Below are 17,447 nucleotides of genomic sequence, written 5' to 3'. Positions count from 1 at the left end.
TGAAAAATGATCTCTCATTTCTCACAGCTTTTATTTTTTATTTAGCCTGTTTTAATTTCTTGCTGTCCTTGTGGACGATGAGTGGCTGGCTTGTGCCATCTACAGAAGCATCTGTGATAACACACTCGCTGATGGTGTCATCAGAAGGAATCTGATACATAACATCCATCATAGTCTTCTCCATAATGGAGCGAAGTCCACGGGCTCCTGTTTCTCTCTCGTAAGCCATCTCTGCAATTCTCTGAACTGCTTCATCCTCGAATGTAAGCTTAACATCATCGAAGTCAAAGAGCTTCTGATACTGCTTAACAAGGGCATTCCTTGGCTTTGTAAGGATCTTGACCAAAGCTTCCTTGGAAAGACCTTCCAAAGTAACTGTGATCGGCACACGTCCTACAAACTCAGGAATGAGACCAAACTTAACAAGATCCTGAGGTGTTACCTCTTTAAGGACCTCTCCGATCTCTCTTTCTGACTTATCAGCAATCTCTGCATTGAATCCGATTGAATTTCTGTCAAGTCTTGCCTCAACAATCTTATCAAGACCATCAAATGCACCGCCGCAGATGAAGAGGATATTGCTTGTATCAATCTGGATAAGCTCCTGATGAGGATGCTTTCTTCCGCCCTGAGGTGGAACACTTGCAACAGTACCTTCTACGATCTTAAGAAGTGCCTGCTGTACACCTTCACCTGAAACATCTCTTGTTATAGATACGTTCTCACTCTTTTTAGTGATCTTATCAATCTCATCGATATAAACAATTCCGTACTGAGCTCTCTCAATATCGTAGTCAGCATTCTGGATAAGTTTAAGGAGAATATTCTCAACGTCCTCACCAACATAACCTGCCTCAGTAAGAGTAGTAGCATCAGCGATAGCAAAAGGAACATTTATGATCTTGGCAAGTGTCTGTGCAAGATATGTTTTACCTGAACCTGTAGGTCCGATCATGATAATGTTACTCTTTTGAAGCTCAACATCGTTTTTGTCCTCGCTCTTAGGAGCAAGAACTCTCTTGTAATGGTTATAAACAGAAACTGCTAAAACCTTTTTAGCTTCATCCTGTCCGATTACATACTCATCAAGAAAGTTTCTGATCTCAACCGGCTTAAGAAGATTGATGTTCTTTTCGCTGGCTGCGACAGGCTCGTCCTCGAACTCTTCCTCTATGATATCTGCGCATATCTCAACGCATTCATCACAAATATATACTCCTGCAGGTCCTGCTATTAACTTTTTTACCTGATCCTGTGTCTTGTTACAAAAAGAGCACCTGATCTCTCCGGAATTTTTTCCTGCCATAACATCTCCTTTGATTACTTAGATTCCTTTTCTACAGGACGATTCTCAATGATTGAATCGATAAGACCGTAGTCAAGAGCTTCCTGAGCTGAAAGCCAGTTATCACGCTCTGTATCTGCGCAAACCTGCTCATATGTCTTTCCTGTATTTTCTGCAAGCATTCTGTTCATCTTCTCTTTTGTTCTGAGGATGTGCTTTGCAGCAATCTCAATTTCTGTAGCCTGGCCCTGTGTTCCGCCAAGTGGCTGATGGATCATAACTTCAGCGTTAGGAAGTGCCATTCTCTTCCCCTTTGCACCACCTGCAAGAAGGAATGCACCCATGCTGGCAGCCATACCGATACAGATTGTGCTTACATCACACTTGATGTAGTGCATTGTATCGTAGATAGCCATTCCGGAAGTGATCTCTCCTCCTGGGCTGTTGATATACATGTGGATATCCTTGTTAGGATCCTCTGCCTCAAGGAAAAGAAGCTGTGCAACAACAATACTTGCTGATGTAGCATTAACTTCCTCACCAAGGAATACGATTCTTTCTTTTAAAAGTCTGGAGTAAATATCATAAGATCTCTCTCCACGGCTTGTTTGTTCAATGACATAAGGTATTAAACTCATTATCTGTCCTCCAACCTTGCCTTATCAAAAAGCATTATTTACCACTAAACCTAAATAGTGTGGTCTGCACAGCTAAAAAACTATACACAACCACACTATATTATACGGCTAAATACTGTTTTTTGAAAGTCTTTCGCACAATTTAATAAACTCTTAATTATTCGCTCTTTTTGAATAATTTGTTAAAAAAGCTCTTTATTGCGTTTCCAATCTTCTTGATAGGGCTTGTCTTCTCAACAGATTCATCAGCACTTCCATCTTCATTTACGGCAGGCTCTGCATCCTTTGGTGCAATTTCTTCGGATAACTCTTCACCATCCTCTATAGCCTTTGGCGCTTCATCACCTGTCTTTGGTTCAAGGTCAAAATCGATTCCTGCTTCTTCCAAAGCGCTCTGCAGCGCTGCTCTCGCATCTTCAACAGCCTGCTTAACTTCAGCTAATGTGTCTTCATCAGATTCTGCATCTATTGCTGCCTGCTCTGCATCAAGGGCATCTACAAATGCATCATATAATTCTGTAATGTTTTCTTTTACATCTTCATCATCCAGAGCTTCGATTGCCTCAAGAAGATTTTCAAGCAAAGTTGTCATATCTGCGTCTGCTAAAGGCTTTTCTCCATCCTTAGGCTCTTCTTTAGGAGCTTCACCCTCTGGCTTTTCAGGTGCTTCACCGGTACTTGCAGCTCCTGATGCATCAGGCATTTCCGGTGGCTGCTCACCCTCTTTTGGTGCCTGTCCGCCCTTTGGCGCTTCGCCCTGGACAGGTGCCGCTCCCTGAGCAGGTGGCTGCGCATCTTTTGCCTGAGGTGCTGCCATGGCTGTAACCTGCACGGTTGCAAGCATTATAATCGCCGAAGCTATTGCTGTCATTGTTCCAATTATTCTTTTCATCATAGATTCCTCCATTTTTAATTTATTTTTAGTTCCTCACAGTAATATTTCTTGCAAGCAAACAAATATAGTGGGGTCACATTAAAAAAATTCAAAAAATCTTTTTTGGCGGGCTACCCCATTCTTTGTCCATCCATATTCGAATAATTCAATATACTCGGGAGTTAATTATGGAAAAGAATGCATTTAGCGAAGAAGTCATAGAGGTAAAAAATACTCCGGCTCAGCTGAATTCTTTTATTGAAAAAAACACAGGATACATAAAATACTGTGCATATAAATGTGTGGGAAGATTCATAACAGAAAGTGATGATGAGTACTCCATTGCACTTAGCGCTTTCCTTGAAGCTATCGATTCTTACGATATTTCCAAAGGAGCTTTCTCAAGTTTTGCAAATCTGGTCATAAAGAGAAGGATTCTTGATCATATGAGAAAGGCAAAGCACCATGAATGCGAGTTTAGCGTAGAACCCTACCTTTTTGAAGGAGAAATAGATGAGGACAAGGAGTCTCCTATTTCATTTGAGCTCAAGGAAAAATCAGCAGATATTTCTTATTTAAAACAAGATTCCATAGACCATCAGGTAACTGTAAAAGATGAGATAGCAGAGATCAGCAGCAAGCTTACTGACTATGGTTTTAGCTTTATGGATCTGACAAAATGCTCCCCCTGCACGGAAAAGACTAAGAGAGCATGCGCTAAGGCTGTAAAGGCGATGTTAACTTCAGAAGAACTGCTGCAGAAAATGAAACGTTCAAAAACTCTTCCAATGAAAGAACTCGAGGAAAAAAGCCGAATATCAAGAAAAATGCTGGATAGATACAGACGCTACATAATCACTGCAACACTGATAATAAATGGTGATTATCCACAGCTTTCAGAATATATGTGGTTTATAACTAACTCTCCATCAAATTTGTAAAGGGACAGATCATGCACGCAATTGTAATGGAAAAAAAGAAAAGAATATGTGCCGTTCTTTGCGATGACGGATGCTTTAGAAAAATAGCCGGTAACTTTGACGTCGGCCAGGAAATATCAGTCATTGCAGACTCGCCAACAACCTGTCATATAAGAGGCAAAAAAAACAGGCATCAAAGCATGTACAGATTATTTCTGCCATATGCGGCTGCTGCCCTTATCATCATTGCTGCAGGCCTCTCCTATATGTACGAGACAGCTCTTGCTTATTCCTATGTTACAGTCGATGTAAATCCATCCATAGAATACACCTTAAACAGACTGAACAGGGTAATAAACGTAACCGCCCTCAATGACGATGCTGCCGAGGTTGTTGATGCCCTTAGTGATAGTCTGAAAAACAAAACTCTTTCCGATGCACTATCAGAAACAGTTGCTGTTTTACAGGAAAACAATTATCTCCTCGGTGACGATGCCTCAATACTAATTGATGTCGTCCCCGGAAGTGAACGCTCTTACAGTGATCTTTCTGGTGATATAACCGAAGCTTTTGATGATAGCAAAATCAGTCTTTGCCTCCTTGAATCTGATATAGCTTCAAGGCAGGAAGCCATAGGCTCCGGTATGAGTACAGGAAGGTTCGAAGCCATGAAGCAAATAGCTGATAGCAACCCTGATAATGAAACAGATTCTTTTACCGGTGATAACAGCCAGGACTTATCAGCCCTTAAAGATGTTTATAAGTCACTCCCCGTAAAAGAGATACTCTCAGAGTACTCTGGTGCTGAAGGTAACGGAAATGGTCCTTCTGAAATTCCAGGTGAGATTCCGGAGGAAAACACAACTGATAAGCAAATCCCAATTGATGATCCCGAGAGCCTGCAAAATCCCGACATCCCATCCGAAGGCAACAACAATCCTGATCTGCAAATAGCACCTGATAATCAAAATGCATCTCAGTTAAATGAAGCTCCCGAAGAAAATAACAGTGCTTCAGAAAATGCTCCTCCTACAGATAACATGCCAACTACAGAAGGTGCCCCAGCTGAAACCAATAATAATGCAATAAAAGAACCGGTACCACAAGATACCGGTTCTAAAGGCATTTCAGAAATGCCGTCGGCTCCGCAAAATGCTCCGCCACCAACAAATTAGTGCTCATCAACTCTTGCCGCACATATAACAAGTCTCATGGAGTCATCGTAAGTACAGGTAGAGAGCGTAACTATATGGTCAAGGCTCTGAGGCGCAACACTTGATTCAACATCTGCATTCTTGATGATATCACTGAGTGCACTCCAGTAATGCCTTGGATCCTTTCCATATGCATAATAGATCTCGTGATCGTCAGAGATCAGTTTGCAGGCAAATATCTGATAGCGGTAAACCTTGTCCTTCGTAAATATCTGGAAGAATTTGTGCTCGTCATAATACTCTTTGTCATTCTCATAGAATTTGAGTTTACCAAACATGGTAAGATTACCCATATTATGGCCATAGATCAGAGTATTGGGATCGTTAAAATCAGGTGTTGAAAGACCATCTACAAATATCGCTCCGGCATTGGCCCACTCTCCATTGTATGCAGTCTCAAGATAAGTCGTATTATCGCCGCTATAAACTATAGGATAGCTTATATCCTCGTTTTCAAACATTATCCATCCAACGACATCCACATAGTCTTTGCTCATTTCTTTTACGTTGACCTGAGCAAGATTCCACCAGTCATTTGACGCACTCGTCACAAGCACCTGCTCATCCGCATAGCCAAAAGACTCTGCTACAGTCTTACTTACAGCCGCGCTTGTAACTGTCATCTTACCGGCGTTTCCTGATGAAGTAGTGACATATTCATTCTTTACTTCATCGTACATAGCCTTAGACTTTATATAGTCCTGGTTAAGCCTGAATATAAGGATAAAAGAAACAGCCATTATCAAAAGTCCCACGCGGCATATTGACTTCCAGCCGTCTTTATACCACAGCTTGTCCTTTTTCTTTTCACCTATGTAAATATATATGCCTGCAAGGAAAACTGTAATAATTGCCTCAAGGATAAGAATCCACACTCCTGTAAACTTTCCAACATAAAATCCACTGGTCTTGGGAGCTCTTCCCGGAGTTATGATCACAGGAGGCGCTGGCACTTCCACTAGGGCCGGAGTATAAACCACTTCCTCATGTTTTACTTCCGGATCAGGTGTAGGCTCCGGAGTTGGCGCTGGTGCAGGCTTTGGTTCCGGTTTAGGCTCTGGCTTAGGCTCAGGCTGTGGCTCCGGTGTAGGAGTTGGCGTTGGCTCAGGCTGTGGTTCTGGTTCAGGCTCTGGTTCCGGCTCCGGAACTACTTCCACAGGAACTACATATGAAAGAACATATGTAGAAAAGTACCTTGAATAGATGCAGATCACATTTTCACCAAAATATACAGTGCCATCAACATAGTCATCTGTTGGCCTGTCTGAAAGTGAAGCAAAGGCAAGGACTTCTCCATCGTGTTCTCTGACAAGTTTAAAGTCTTCCTTATCAGTCATATCAAAGCCGACTTCAATCTCTATTGTCCTGTCAAGGTCATGGATATTCTCAGGATCTTCATCATTGATTCGCCTTGTTACTCCAATATCCAAAAACTCTTTTTTCACATTATCAAGATTTGAGCTGTCATAAAGGCTTTCTATCTTGGAAGTGACGCTATTTACAATGCCACTATCAATATCTTCAGGTTTTTTAGGAGTTACCAAAAGCCTTACTCTGACCTTATCTCCTGTCTGCTCATCCGTATAATCCGAGAGTTTATCAGCCTTTACAGAGGAAATTGAGCTTTCCACATCCTCATTTTCAAGATCCACAATTGTCTCTTTTTCAGGTGGCAATATGGTTATTATCATGCTTCCATATTCAGTCACATAGCCAACCTTGGCCGCCTGATAGTAGACTGTATACTGACCAACGTCCTTAAAAATAGGCGTAGAGTACCCGTAATGCTTATCATCACCAATTGAATATCTGAGGATCGCATCAGCCGGGTCAGAAGTACAAACAAATGAATGATACTCGCCGTCTGCGACTATGGTCTTTTTATCAGGTTCAGTAACAATGATACGTAAAAGATCCACAGGGTTTAGTCTTGTATGTACCGTTGTACCTTCAGAAATTTCGGATTTGAAATTACTTTCTGTAGCCGGAATCCAGGTCTTTATAATATAATCAGTATCTTCATCAAGTCCTCCAAATGTCAAAGGAGTCCCATCCGTTGGCGCATCCACCCAGTCTCTTCCCGGGATCTCATTGCCATCTTTATCATAAAGCCTGTATTTCTGTGAAGGTTTCGTAGGATCAGGAGCTGGGAAAATAACTGAAACCGTCTCAGGATCAGCAGATATCCCTCCGCCACTTGGATCTATATCTTCAGCTATTGGCCTTGGAGGAATAGCCAGCAGCTGTGGAGGTGAATCTCCGTATCCACCGGTACCTTTTTTTACTATAGCTACAGCAGTATCAATAATGTTATAAGGTGTTCCGTTGTCATCAGTACCTATAAGTGGTATTGTTCCGCTTCCTGATGAAGTAATACTAAGAACTGTTCCATCATCAGTTGTTATTTCAAAAAGTGACGATGGATCAAGGTTATTAAGCTCTTCATCAATATATCCAATTTCAGACTCAGGGGCATGGAAAGAAAGAGAGCCTGCTTCAATAAAAATATACGAATTAACAGCAGTATCTGATATATCACAGATTGCAAGCTTGATCTTTACTGTATCTCCAATATTAACCTGTTTTTGGGCTGTAAAAACATTAGAAACTCCATTAATACTACCGCCATTAATTTGTATTTGCTTTTCTGTAAAAAGACTGTGAAGTCCTCCTAAAGTAGTACTGGTACCACCACTCATCTCAGTGCCGTCAACACCGGCTCTTAAGTTATTTATGGTGACAGGAACCTGGCTTCCATTTGTCCTTGTTATAAGCGCAATATTATCATATGCTCCACCATTGACACTTACAAAGAGTCCAAATATATCATTATATTTTGGTGGCTGATTAAACTCTCCTGAAGCGAAAGCATAATTAAATGTCAAAAGAGGCCCATTTGCAACCAGTGAAAACTCCAAGGTGGACGTATGTCCGCCATAGCTATAAGCAGAGTCTTTAATTGAATTAAGCTGCGCATCAGTTCCACCAGCAATCTTTCCGCTTGTATCAAGAATAATTCCTGCATCTATTCCTACATCCGCAAGTCCATTTGAAAATGTATATACTGTTCCCGTTCTTGATTCGTTAGTTGCAGCTATTCCGCCACCAAGAATCTCTTTTACCAGATCACTTGCAGACTTATTAAAATCATCGTCATATACTAAAGTACCACCACTTGCAGTAACAGCCGCATCGGTCATAAGAATCTCATAGGTTATGCCGCTAATATCCACTTCAAGCTTTTCATCCGAATGAAACTCCCTGTTGGAAACAAGATATATCTCGCCTTCGTCATCTCTTTTTACACTGACCAGGTCCTCATTGCTTGACCTTGCATCTGTGGCAGTTCCTTTAAGTCCCACTGCATCAAGGATTTCTGAAAGAAATACCCTTCCGCCGCCTTCAATTGAGTATTCGATCTTCCCATAGGTGAACTCAACAGTGTAAAAAGAAAAGCCGTCGGTCTCTACAGTAACTTCATTTCCACTAGTTTCTGCATCAAGCTTTGACGCATTAAGGTCTCCCGCTTCATCTGCCACATGATAAACTCCTGTATCAAGGTTATCATTTGCCACTTCCACCAGAGAAAAGCTAACCTTTACTTCACCCTTTGAAGTATCAGGCTGCAGCTCATTTCCATCCTTATCAACGACCTTTATATCAAAAGAGTACGATGCAGCTACATTTACATCATCAGTTCTTTCTTTTTCTACAGCATCTAATATCTGCGTCTCTTCACTTTGAGAAACTTCGCTTACAATAAGGCGCGCACCTTTCGGGAATACTCCTTCGGCTGCCTTCACAGTTATTGAAACGCCATTTATAATACTTGTCTGTTCAAAAGAAACTGCTTCTTCATCTTCTTTTTTCTCATCCACATATACAGTGATAGTTGGAAAATCACTCTCAATCCTGTATTCATCAGAAATAACAGGGAAGTAAACAAATACCGCCCCGGGTTCCTTAGTACTAAAATCCTCCGAAGTACTCTTAGTGCCATCAAGCTTCCACTCTATTACTGAAATCGAGATTTCTTCAAGAGTTCTCTCATCATCTTCTTTATCAATATCATCTTCCGTATCGTCTTCGTTGTAATCTCCGGGTGCTATGTAAGATGATGTCTTATCATCATCTTCTTCAGCAGCATAAACTGTCATCCTTCCAAACAGTCTCTCCCAAAATGTCAGCTTTGCGCTGTCACCTGAAGCATCGCCTGAATTATCGTTTTCTTCACTGTTTGAGCTATTATCATGATCATTATCAGAATCTACATCTTCATTTTCAGAATTACCATTGCCTTCCTCATCTCCGTTTCCGGAGTCAGTATCTTCAGCCACCTGGTCACTGGCAGAATCACTATCTTCGTCATCCTGCTCATTTACAGAATTGCTGTTTTCACCATCCTTATTACCACCAGGAGTATCTTCTGACGTTGTTCCAGTCTCTGTTCCTTTTGCCCCTTCACTTGCAGCCTCTGCTTCTCCATTTCCATCGCTGTTATTTTCGCCGTTGTTTCCCGCATTATCTGTGCCGTTTTCGCTTTCCTTTTCTTTCTCACTACCTGATCCATCTATAGTATTATTTGTGGCAGAGGAATCACCTTCATTTGCATTTTCCTTTTTGTAAGAGCCGCTTTCACTACTATCAGTATTGGCATCGACCATACTTCCTGCTGTTGCTGCATCGGAAGACTCTTCTTCAGTTGATGCGCTTGCAGCAGCATCTGCCTCGTCTAGTGAACTGCTACTGCTTGCTGCAGCATCTGCCGAATCTCCACTTGAAGCGCTAAGTGAAACTGCAGACTCATCAGAAGATAGAAGTGACGAAGCTTCTCCACCTTCACTTACCACATATGCTATTAAATTATCCGGGAATATTATCTTTTCAAAAGGATCCCCCACAGATAGATGCTGGGTAGCGATACCCTCAGGAAGTTCTAGAAAACTACTGATGACTTTCGCATCATCTTTTTCGGGCTTGGCAAAAGATGTCAAATTGATGACAGATGCTGCCAACACAAATGACATAGATATTGCAACTATTCTTTTATTAAGTACTGATTTAATAGTCATGAACATTAATCACCCTTAATAAAAAGACTATTACTTATCTGTTTATCGTACGTTTCACTATATTAATTAACACTATAAATCTAACATTTTTATAAAATGCTACATCAAGAAGACAGAGGGACGGTTCTAATGACTTATAAAAACAAGTCATTAGAACCGTCCCTCTGTCTTCCAAAGAAAAAAAGATTCTCGCGCAAGCATTTAGCTTGCGCAAGAATCCTCTTTATAATCTATATCTCTATAAATTGTTGTGCTTAAATATACAGAGTTAATTAAGCCTCTTCTTCTGTCTTTTTCTTTCTTGTTGTCTTCTTAGGCTTCTCTTCTGCGTCGTCATCCTTCTTAGCAGCTTTCTTTGTAGCTGTCTTCTTAGGCTTTTCCTCAGCATCGTCTGCTTTCTTTGTAGTCTTCTTTGCAGCTGTCTTCTTTGCTGGCTTTTCTTCAGCATCGTCAGCCTTCTTTGTAGCTTTCTTTTTAGCTACTTCTTTAACATTCTCTACAAGGAAATCAGCAGCTTTCTGAACAGCAAGGTCACTTCTCATTGTCTTCTGCTCAGACTCTGACATAAGCTCTTTAAGCTTGTCGAGTTCCATCTTGTACTGCTCAGCCATCTTCTTGAGTTCTTCTTCAAAGTCCTCATCGCTAACTGTGATGTTCTCAGCCTTAGCAACTTCCTCAAGAACAAGTCTAGCCTGGATTCTTTCGATAGCCTGTGGCTTAACCTGCTCGATCATCTTGTCTACAGTGTTGCCTGTATACTGAAGGTACTGATCCATGCTCATGCCCTGCATCTGAAGTCTCTGAGCAAAATCATTAACAATCTGTCTAGCCTGAGTCTCAACCATAGCTTCTGGAAGTTCCATCTCAGAATCTTCGATAACAGCCTTAACTACAGCGTCCTCTCTCTTAGCCTTCTCTTCGTTTGTCTTTCTCTCTACGAGTTTCTTCTTAACATCTTCCTTGTACTCAGCAAGTGTATCGAAATCAGATACATCGCTAGCGAACTCATCGTTGAGCTCAGGAAGCTCTTTAGCTTTGATAGCCTTAACTGTGCACTTGAATGTTGCAGCCTTGCCAGCAAGGTTGTCAGCCTGGTAATCTTCAGGGAATGTTACGTTAACATCGCCTTCCTTACCAATTTCAAATCCAACAAGCTGCTCTTCGAATCCAGGAATGAAAGCACCTGAACCGATTGTAAGAGGATAATCTGTTCCCTTACCACCTTCGAATGCAACTCCATCAACAAATCCTTCGAAATCAAGAGTAACGATATCGCCATCTTTAACAGCTCTGTCTGTTACTTCTACTGTTCTTGCGTTTGTATTTCTCTGCTTGTCGATCTCAGCATCAACATCGCTGTCAGATACTTCGAGATCCATCTTCTCAGCCTCTACACCCTTATATTTACCAAGCTTAACCGGAGGCTTAAGAGCTACTTCTGCTGTAAAGATGAAATCCTTACCAGCCTCAAGCTGCTCAACATCAATCTTAGGTGAAGAAACAACCTCTTCTCCACACTCCTCTACAGCCTTAGGATACTCTTCCTCGATAAGCTCGTTAGCAGCATCCTCATAGAATACTCCCTTGCCATACATCTGCTCGATCATCTTACGAGGAGCCTTACCCTTACGGAATCCTGGGATCTGAATCTTGTTTTTGTTCTTGTCATAGGCCTTCTGGATAGCCTTCTCAAGCTGCTCTGCAGATACTTCGATCTTAAGCTTAGCCATGCTCTTCTCAAGCTTCTCTACTGTTACGCTCATTTTTGCTAAATTCTCCTTCTAAAAATTGTTTATATAAAGGGTTTTTAAACCCTTCTGGCCTTTTAGGCACAATCGCTTGTAGATTATAACATAGCTGAATATTTTTTTCCACAACAATTTATCTTAAAAAAGTCAATTCTCATCAAATCACAATTTTACTGAGCTCATGTGAGAGTTGCTATATTTCACATCACCGGTAACATCCTCAAAGAACCACTTTGCCGGCTTATACGCTCTTGCTGCCTCTTCACTTGGAAATTCAACTTCCGCAAGAATAGTCCCTTCAAAAGGCGCATCAAAAATATCCAGTTCTATCTTGATCTTTCCCTCTTCTACAGCTTTTTTTATATCAGGATCACCCGCAAAAAAAGCTTCATCAAATCCATCGCTGTTTAACGGAATAAGGTATCTCTTTTTCCTTATCATATTGCCGTCAGCCTTGAGCACAAGATGATCATAAGATTCTTTATCAAGGGGCATGTTATATTCTACTTTACCTATTGGCCTGCTCTGGCCGTCCTGCGATGGATCTTCATTTTCCATGGAAGATCCCTTATATGTCATGTAATAAATGTCATCTTCCCTGCGCACCCTAACTGCCGGGTGGACATTAAGATACCCCTGCTCAATAACATGGTAGGGGTATCGGTCTAAGTCCTTGGGAAGCTCTTTTACTGTGAATTTACGTTCAATCTCTATTCCCATATATTTTTCCTCAATAGACAGGAATGTCTTCTGAAACATTCCCTGGAACTTACTGTTTATATACTATTTTTGCTGCCATCTCATCTGCAGCTTTTTTGCCCTGGAATTTCTCGATGATAGCAAGACCAAATGGAATTGCTGTTCCCATTCCGCGGCTGGTTATAAAGTTATCATCAACGGTAACTTCTGATGTCTGTACATCGGCGCCATTAAGATTCACTTCGCAGCCCGGATAACAGCAGGCTTTTTTGCCATCAAGAAGCCCCATTCTGCCATAGACTGTAGGTGCAGCACATATTGCAGAGAGAAGCTTTCCGGAATTATTGAACTCAGTGATTTTTTCTCTTAATGGTTCACAGTTAAACAGATTGTTTGTGCCAGGCATTCCACCCGGAAGAATGATCATGTCGATTTCATCAAAGTTCACATCACCAAATAACTTATCAGCTTTTACTGTTATGTTATGTGATCCTGTAACCTCAAGAGAATCGCTGATTGAAACTGTGCTGATCTCTATCTGAGCTCTTCTTAAAAGATCAACAACTGTAAGTGCCTCAATTTCTTCAAACCCGTTTGCTAAAAAAATCGCTGTTTTGTTCATGATTTCCTCCTGGTTGATTCACCCTCGATCAGTTCGCAAGGGAATGTAATGTGGCGATGACCACTTTCACCGTCGATGATGTCAAATAATAACTTCATTGTTGCCTTTGATATGTCTTCAAGTGGCTGCCTTACTGTTGTAAGTCTTGGCACACAGAACCTTGCAATATCCTGTCCGTCAAAGCCAGCCACGCTCACATCCTCAGGCACTCTTATACCTGCATCTGCAAAAGCCCTTAGAGCTCCGACAGCAAGTACGTCTGAAATACAATAAAGAGCCGAGAACTCTTCACCGGACTCAATTAGAGCCTTAGTGGTCTGGTAGCCGTTTTCCATGGAATAGATTCTCTTATCAACCAGACGGATAAGATTTTCATTGATCTCTATGCCATTTTCCTTAAGTGCCTCTATATATCCTTCAAGACGAAGCTTTACTATGGATGGCTTATCGCTACCTTCAGATAAGATCGCGATCTTTTTATGTCCAAGTCCGATCAGATACTCAGTCATCTTGCGGCTTTCAAGCAGATCATCCACAGATACTGTCGAGTACTCTTTTTTACTTAATTTTTCTGATACTTCCGAACCAATGGTAGCAAAAACAACCGGCACATTAAGCTGTTTTATCTTGGAAGAAGAATGTCTTGAACTTCCTCCCATAAATATAATGCCGCGAAGCCTCTTTTCTTTTTCCAACTCAAGAGCCACATCCAGCTCATCCTCATATGCCTCAACATGTCTGAGGACCAGAGCATACTTGCGGTTCTCCGCTTCCTGTTCTGCTATTTGTATCATCGGGGTAAAAAATGGATTGGTAATTCCCTTTACCAGAACAGCAATGCATTTGGCATCTGTTCGCTTCAAATTCCTTGCGCTGTTATTGGGAACATAGCCTGTTTCCTTTATTACCTCAAGAATCCTTTTTTTGGTTTCAGGATTGATATCAGAGTGGTCATTGATTGCTCTGGATACAGTGCTAACACCAACGCCGCATCTTTTCGCAATCTCAACTATTGTAATATCCGACATAACTTCCACCTACCTCTATGAAACTACAAGTCCGATGCCGCATGGATTTTCCACACGCCATCGGATCTGTTTTTCTTTATCTCAATCTTCCATAGATTCTAGCATAGTCATACATTCTCTTGCAAAGAGAATCTGAAAGAGCATCCTTTCTCATACGCCATACCCAGTTGCCACCGAGTGTTGAAGGAGTATTGATCCTTGCCTCTGCACCAAGTTCCAGATAGTCCTGCATTGGAATGATGGCTGTGTCAGATACGCTGGCAAAAGCCGATCTGATCATAGCTTTAACTGCATCTTTTGAGTATGTGATTCCAAGATATTCCTTGGCAAATCTCTTGTCGCTTCTTGGAAGTGCATCGAACCAGGCTCTGCAGGTTTCATTGTCGTGAGTTCCTGTATAAACAATGCAGTTCTTTGTATAGTTGTGAGGAAGATAGTCGCTCTCCTCTCTTGAATCGAAAGCAAATTCAAGGATCTTCATTCCGGGGAAGCCTGTCTTTTTAACAAGCTTTATTACAGAAGGAGTCAAAAAGCCAAGATCCTCTGCAATAACTCTCTGCTGGCCAAGTTCCTTTTTCATGACATCAAAAAGCTCGATTCCAGGGCCTTTTCTCCACTCACCGATCTCAGCTGTCAGGTTACCATATGGAATTGCATAGTACTCATCAAAGCCTCTGAAGTGGTCAATTCTTACGACATCATAGAGTTTAAAGCAGTGGGCAAGTCTCTTCATCCACCACTTGTAGCCTGTTTTCTTGTGGTAATCCCACCTGTATAAAGGATTGCCCCAAAGCTGGCCTGTTGCACTGAATGCATCCGGTGGGCATCCTGCAACATCTGTAGGAACGTTATCTTTATCAAGCTGGAAAAGTTCCGGATTAGCCCATGTATCAGCGCTGTCAAATGCCACATAGATCGGGATGTCTCCTACAATATCAACACCATTTTCGTTGGCATATGCCTTGAGCGCTTTCCACTGTTTTGAGAAAAGATACTGTAAAAAGCTGTAAAACTCTATCTCAACCTTATATTTTTCTGTGGCTGCCTTAAGTGCATCCTTTTTTCTGAGTCTAACACCCTCTTCCCATGTATCCCAGGCCTTACCGCCATTGACATTTTTAAGAGCCATGAAAAGGGAATAATCTGAAAGCCAGTCATTGTCAGGATCATTTTTGAAAGCTTCAAATTCTTTCTTTATCTCTGCTGCCTTTGAAACCTTGTCCAGATTGTCAAAAGCCTTTTTGAGGAGCTTAAACCTTGATCTGTAAAGCTTCTCATAATCTATGTACTCATCGCTGACACCAAAATCGCACTTGTCTGCATCAGCTTTATCCAAAAATCCCTCTTCAATAAGGGCCTCGATATCTATAAAATATGGATTTCCTGCAAATGTGGAAAAAGACTGATATGGTGAATCTCCATAACTTGTAGGGCCAAGGGGGAGAATCTGCCAGTAGCTTTGTCCTGCCTTTTTTAGAAAATCAACAAATTCATACGCCTGCTTTGAAAATGTTCCAATTCCATATTCAGACGGAAGTGAAAAAATAGGAAGTAAAACTCCACATGCTCTTGTCTTCTTTTTACTTTTCTTAGCCATACCAAAACCTCTCAGCAATATTAAAATCTATCTATGTAACAGTTCTTCATCAAAAGAGCTACGGAAAAAATCACCGTTCCCGGTAACGTTTCCATAGCTCTACTTTATCAGTTTATAAAAACTATTTCAAGTAAAAAAATCAAACACCTTGCTCTTCAAAAGGAGTCTTTTTAATTCCCCAAATGAGATTTCTCCACTGCTCAAGCTGGTCTACAGTCATAAATCCATTGGAAGTACCCATGTACCCGATCTTGTAGGATGCAAATAAAAGAGCATTCTTTATTGCGTTTACACTGTCTCCTGTCTCCATATAAAAATGAAGGAAACATGCAAACAGGGCATTACCGGCACCGATTGTATTGACAACTTCGTTGGTCTTAACTGTCTTGTAATGAGCCTTTATATCCTTGGTCTTGTCAAACAGGATAAGTCCTTCACTACCCTGTCCAAGAATAATGATCTCTGTTCCATAAGTTGATGCCATTCTGTCTATGAAATCATAAGGGTCCTCAGAGAGAGTATCATCACTGAAATACAGTACTTTTGCAGGTTCAAGGAAATCCGTATTGTATTTTTCCTTCTCAGGATTATAGCTTCTTATGTTGACAGCTATCGGCTTTCCAAGCTCCGCAGCAGTCTTGGCAAAAGGTCTGCAGAAATTGGCATTGGCAAGGACCATCATGTCACATGCACCGGCTATTGGTGTTACCACGTTCATGTCATATACATTTTCTCTAAGGTCCTTAATATCCTCAAATATCTGCTGCTTTCTCTCCTTGTCATAAAGCACCACTTCTGTGGGAGTTTCCTGCATCTGAGGAATGATATAGTCAGTAGAAAGAGTTATCCTTCTGTCTGGCGGATTGATAAGACCTAAATCCTGATTTCTTCCAACAATGGACATGAATGTAACATCATCTCCCAGCCACTTAAGCGCCAGTGACTCATTGTAAGCATCGCCGCCCATGGCAGTATAGATGGAATTCTGAACGTTGCTCAAAGGTGCATAACTTACAGGAATCTTATCCACTCTGACAATTGTTTCAATCTGTGTTACTCCAGCTACTAGAAATTTGCTCATTTTTGCCTCCTTTTATGAGAGAACCATTTTGCTTACCATATCAACATATTCAATAGCTTCTTCTAAAAACAGATCTGACCTGAAGGTGTCCTGCTTCAGCTCTTTTTCCATAACTCCATCCACAGTATGATCGAGCATATTCCAAACCTTGTTATAGTTAATTTCAGGAGGAAAAACTGTTATATCAGCTCTTTCTCTTAAGGCTTCCATTATCCTTTGATATTTCTCGCGCCTTTCCATTATTTCGGAAAGAGCCTCTGCATAAGTCTCATCCTCAGCTCTTTTCAGGAAAAGATATATATATGGATACTGGCCCATAGAAGCCGCCTTGGCTGAAACGATCTGCTTGTACAGTTCAAAGTACTCTGTCTCGCCTTTATCCACATTCTGTGCAAGTTCAAGGGTCACAAAACGGGTCGCATAATCATATAGAAAGGAATACAGCCCGATCTTGCTCCCGAAATAGTGAAAAAGAAGTCCCTTACTTATTCCGGCAACTTTAACAATTTCATCAGTGCTTGCATGATAATAACCGTAACGGGAAAACACTAAAAGTGCTGCATTTATCATACGGTCCTGTTTTTCTTTTTTCAATTCAAAAAATTTTTCATTCATCCTGTACACCCTATGAAGTCTATATTGACTACAACAGTCTAGTCTAAATATAGC

General features: G+C 41.2%; 13 protein-coding genes. 2 read left to right on the top strand and 11 right to left on the bottom strand.

Features of this window, described 5'->3' with window-relative positions; translation table 11 throughout:
• Nucleotides 1-37: 37 nt before the first annotated feature.
• The 3 genes from clpX to E7303_RS03420 all read right to left on the bottom strand — a co-directional run bounded on the left by clpX (nt 38) and on the right by E7303_RS03420 (nt 2,818).
• A complete protein-coding gene (gene clpX, locus E7303_RS03430) occupies nt 38-1,306 on the bottom strand; it encodes an ATP-dependent Clp protease ATP-binding subunit ClpX (protein ID WP_022774546.1) in 1,269 nt (422 codons plus the stop codon).
• A 14-nt stretch (nt 1,307-1,320) separates the two neighbouring features.
• Nucleotides 1,321-1,923 (bottom strand): ATP-dependent Clp endopeptidase proteolytic subunit ClpP, encoded by a 603-nt coding sequence (gene clpP / locus E7303_RS03425; RefSeq protein WP_022774545.1) that lies wholly within the window; start codon nt 1,921-1,923, stop codon nt 1,321-1,323.
• Between the two features lie 157 nt (nt 1,924-2,080).
• Nucleotides 2,081-2,818 carry a hypothetical protein gene (locus E7303_RS03420; protein WP_292143843.1) on the bottom strand — a complete coding sequence of 246 codons (738 nt, stop codon included), beginning with the start codon at nt 2,816-2,818 and terminating at the stop codon, nt 2,081-2,083.
• A 167-nt stretch (nt 2,819-2,985) separates the two neighbouring features.
• Between E7303_RS03420 and E7303_RS03415 the strand changes: the two genes are divergently transcribed.
• Nucleotides 2,986-3,738, top strand: coding sequence for a sigma factor (locus E7303_RS03415; RefSeq protein ID WP_292143842.1), 753 nt, complete (start codon nt 2,986-2,988; stop codon nt 3,736-3,738).
• Between the two features lie 11 nt (nt 3,739-3,749).
• Complete coding sequence (locus E7303_RS03410) at nt 3,750-4,892, top strand: anti-sigma-I factor RsgI family protein (protein WP_292143841.1); 1,143 nt, start codon at nt 3,750-3,752, stop codon at nt 4,890-4,892.
• On the opposite strand, the gene E7303_RS03405 is transcribed toward E7303_RS03410, so the two are convergent.
• The 8 genes from E7303_RS03405 to E7303_RS03370 all read right to left on the bottom strand — a co-directional run bounded on the left by E7303_RS03405 (nt 4,889) and on the right by E7303_RS03370 (nt 17,393).
• Entirely contained in the window at nt 4,889-10,003 is a 5,115-nt protein-coding gene (locus E7303_RS03405) for a choice-of-anchor L domain-containing protein (RefSeq protein WP_292143840.1), read from the bottom strand. The genes E7303_RS03410 and E7303_RS03405 overlap by 4 nt on opposite strands.
• A 272-nt stretch (nt 10,004-10,275) precedes the next feature.
• Entirely contained in the window at nt 10,276-11,766 is a 1,491-nt protein-coding gene (tig, locus tag E7303_RS03400) for a trigger factor (protein WP_022773881.1), read from the bottom strand.
• 147 nt (nt 11,767-11,913) lie between these two features.
• Nucleotides 11,914-12,471, bottom strand: a complete 558-nt coding sequence (locus E7303_RS03395) for a CYTH domain-containing protein (protein WP_330601614.1) — start codon at nt 12,469-12,471, stop codon at nt 11,914-11,916.
• 49 nt (nt 12,472-12,520) lie between these two features.
• A complete protein-coding gene (locus tag E7303_RS03390; RefSeq protein WP_292143839.1) occupies nt 12,521-13,072 on the bottom strand; it encodes a DJ-1 family glyoxalase III in 552 nt (183 codons plus the stop codon).
• Nucleotides 13,069-14,100 (bottom strand): LacI family DNA-binding transcriptional regulator, encoded by a 1,032-nt coding sequence (locus tag E7303_RS03385; RefSeq protein ID WP_292143838.1) that lies wholly within the window; start codon nt 14,098-14,100, stop codon nt 13,069-13,071. The genes E7303_RS03390 and E7303_RS03385 overlap by 4 nt, the downstream gene beginning before the upstream one ends.
• A 76-nt stretch (nt 14,101-14,176) precedes the next feature.
• Entirely contained in the window at nt 14,177-15,697 is a 1,521-nt protein-coding gene (gene malQ / locus E7303_RS03380) for a 4-alpha-glucanotransferase (RefSeq protein ID WP_292143837.1), read from the bottom strand.
• Nucleotides 15,698-15,836: 139 nt separating this feature from the next.
• Complete coding sequence (locus E7303_RS03375; RefSeq protein WP_292143836.1) at nt 15,837-16,778, bottom strand: carbohydrate kinase family protein; 942 nt, start codon at nt 16,776-16,778, stop codon at nt 15,837-15,839.
• Nucleotides 16,779-16,790: 12 nt separating this feature from the next.
• Nucleotides 16,791-17,393 (bottom strand): TetR/AcrR family transcriptional regulator, encoded by a 603-nt coding sequence (locus E7303_RS03370; protein WP_292143835.1) that lies wholly within the window; start codon nt 17,391-17,393, stop codon nt 16,791-16,793.
• Between the last annotated feature and the right edge of the window lie 54 nt (nt 17,394-17,447).

This window comes from Butyrivibrio sp. (assembly GCF_015056685.1).
In the GTDB taxonomy this organism is placed as follows: domain Bacteria; phylum Bacillota; class Clostridia; order Lachnospirales; family Lachnospiraceae; genus Butyrivibrio.
The sequence above is the reverse complement of the archived record's forward strand: the minus strand, read 5'-3'. Positions and strand labels throughout refer to the sequence as shown.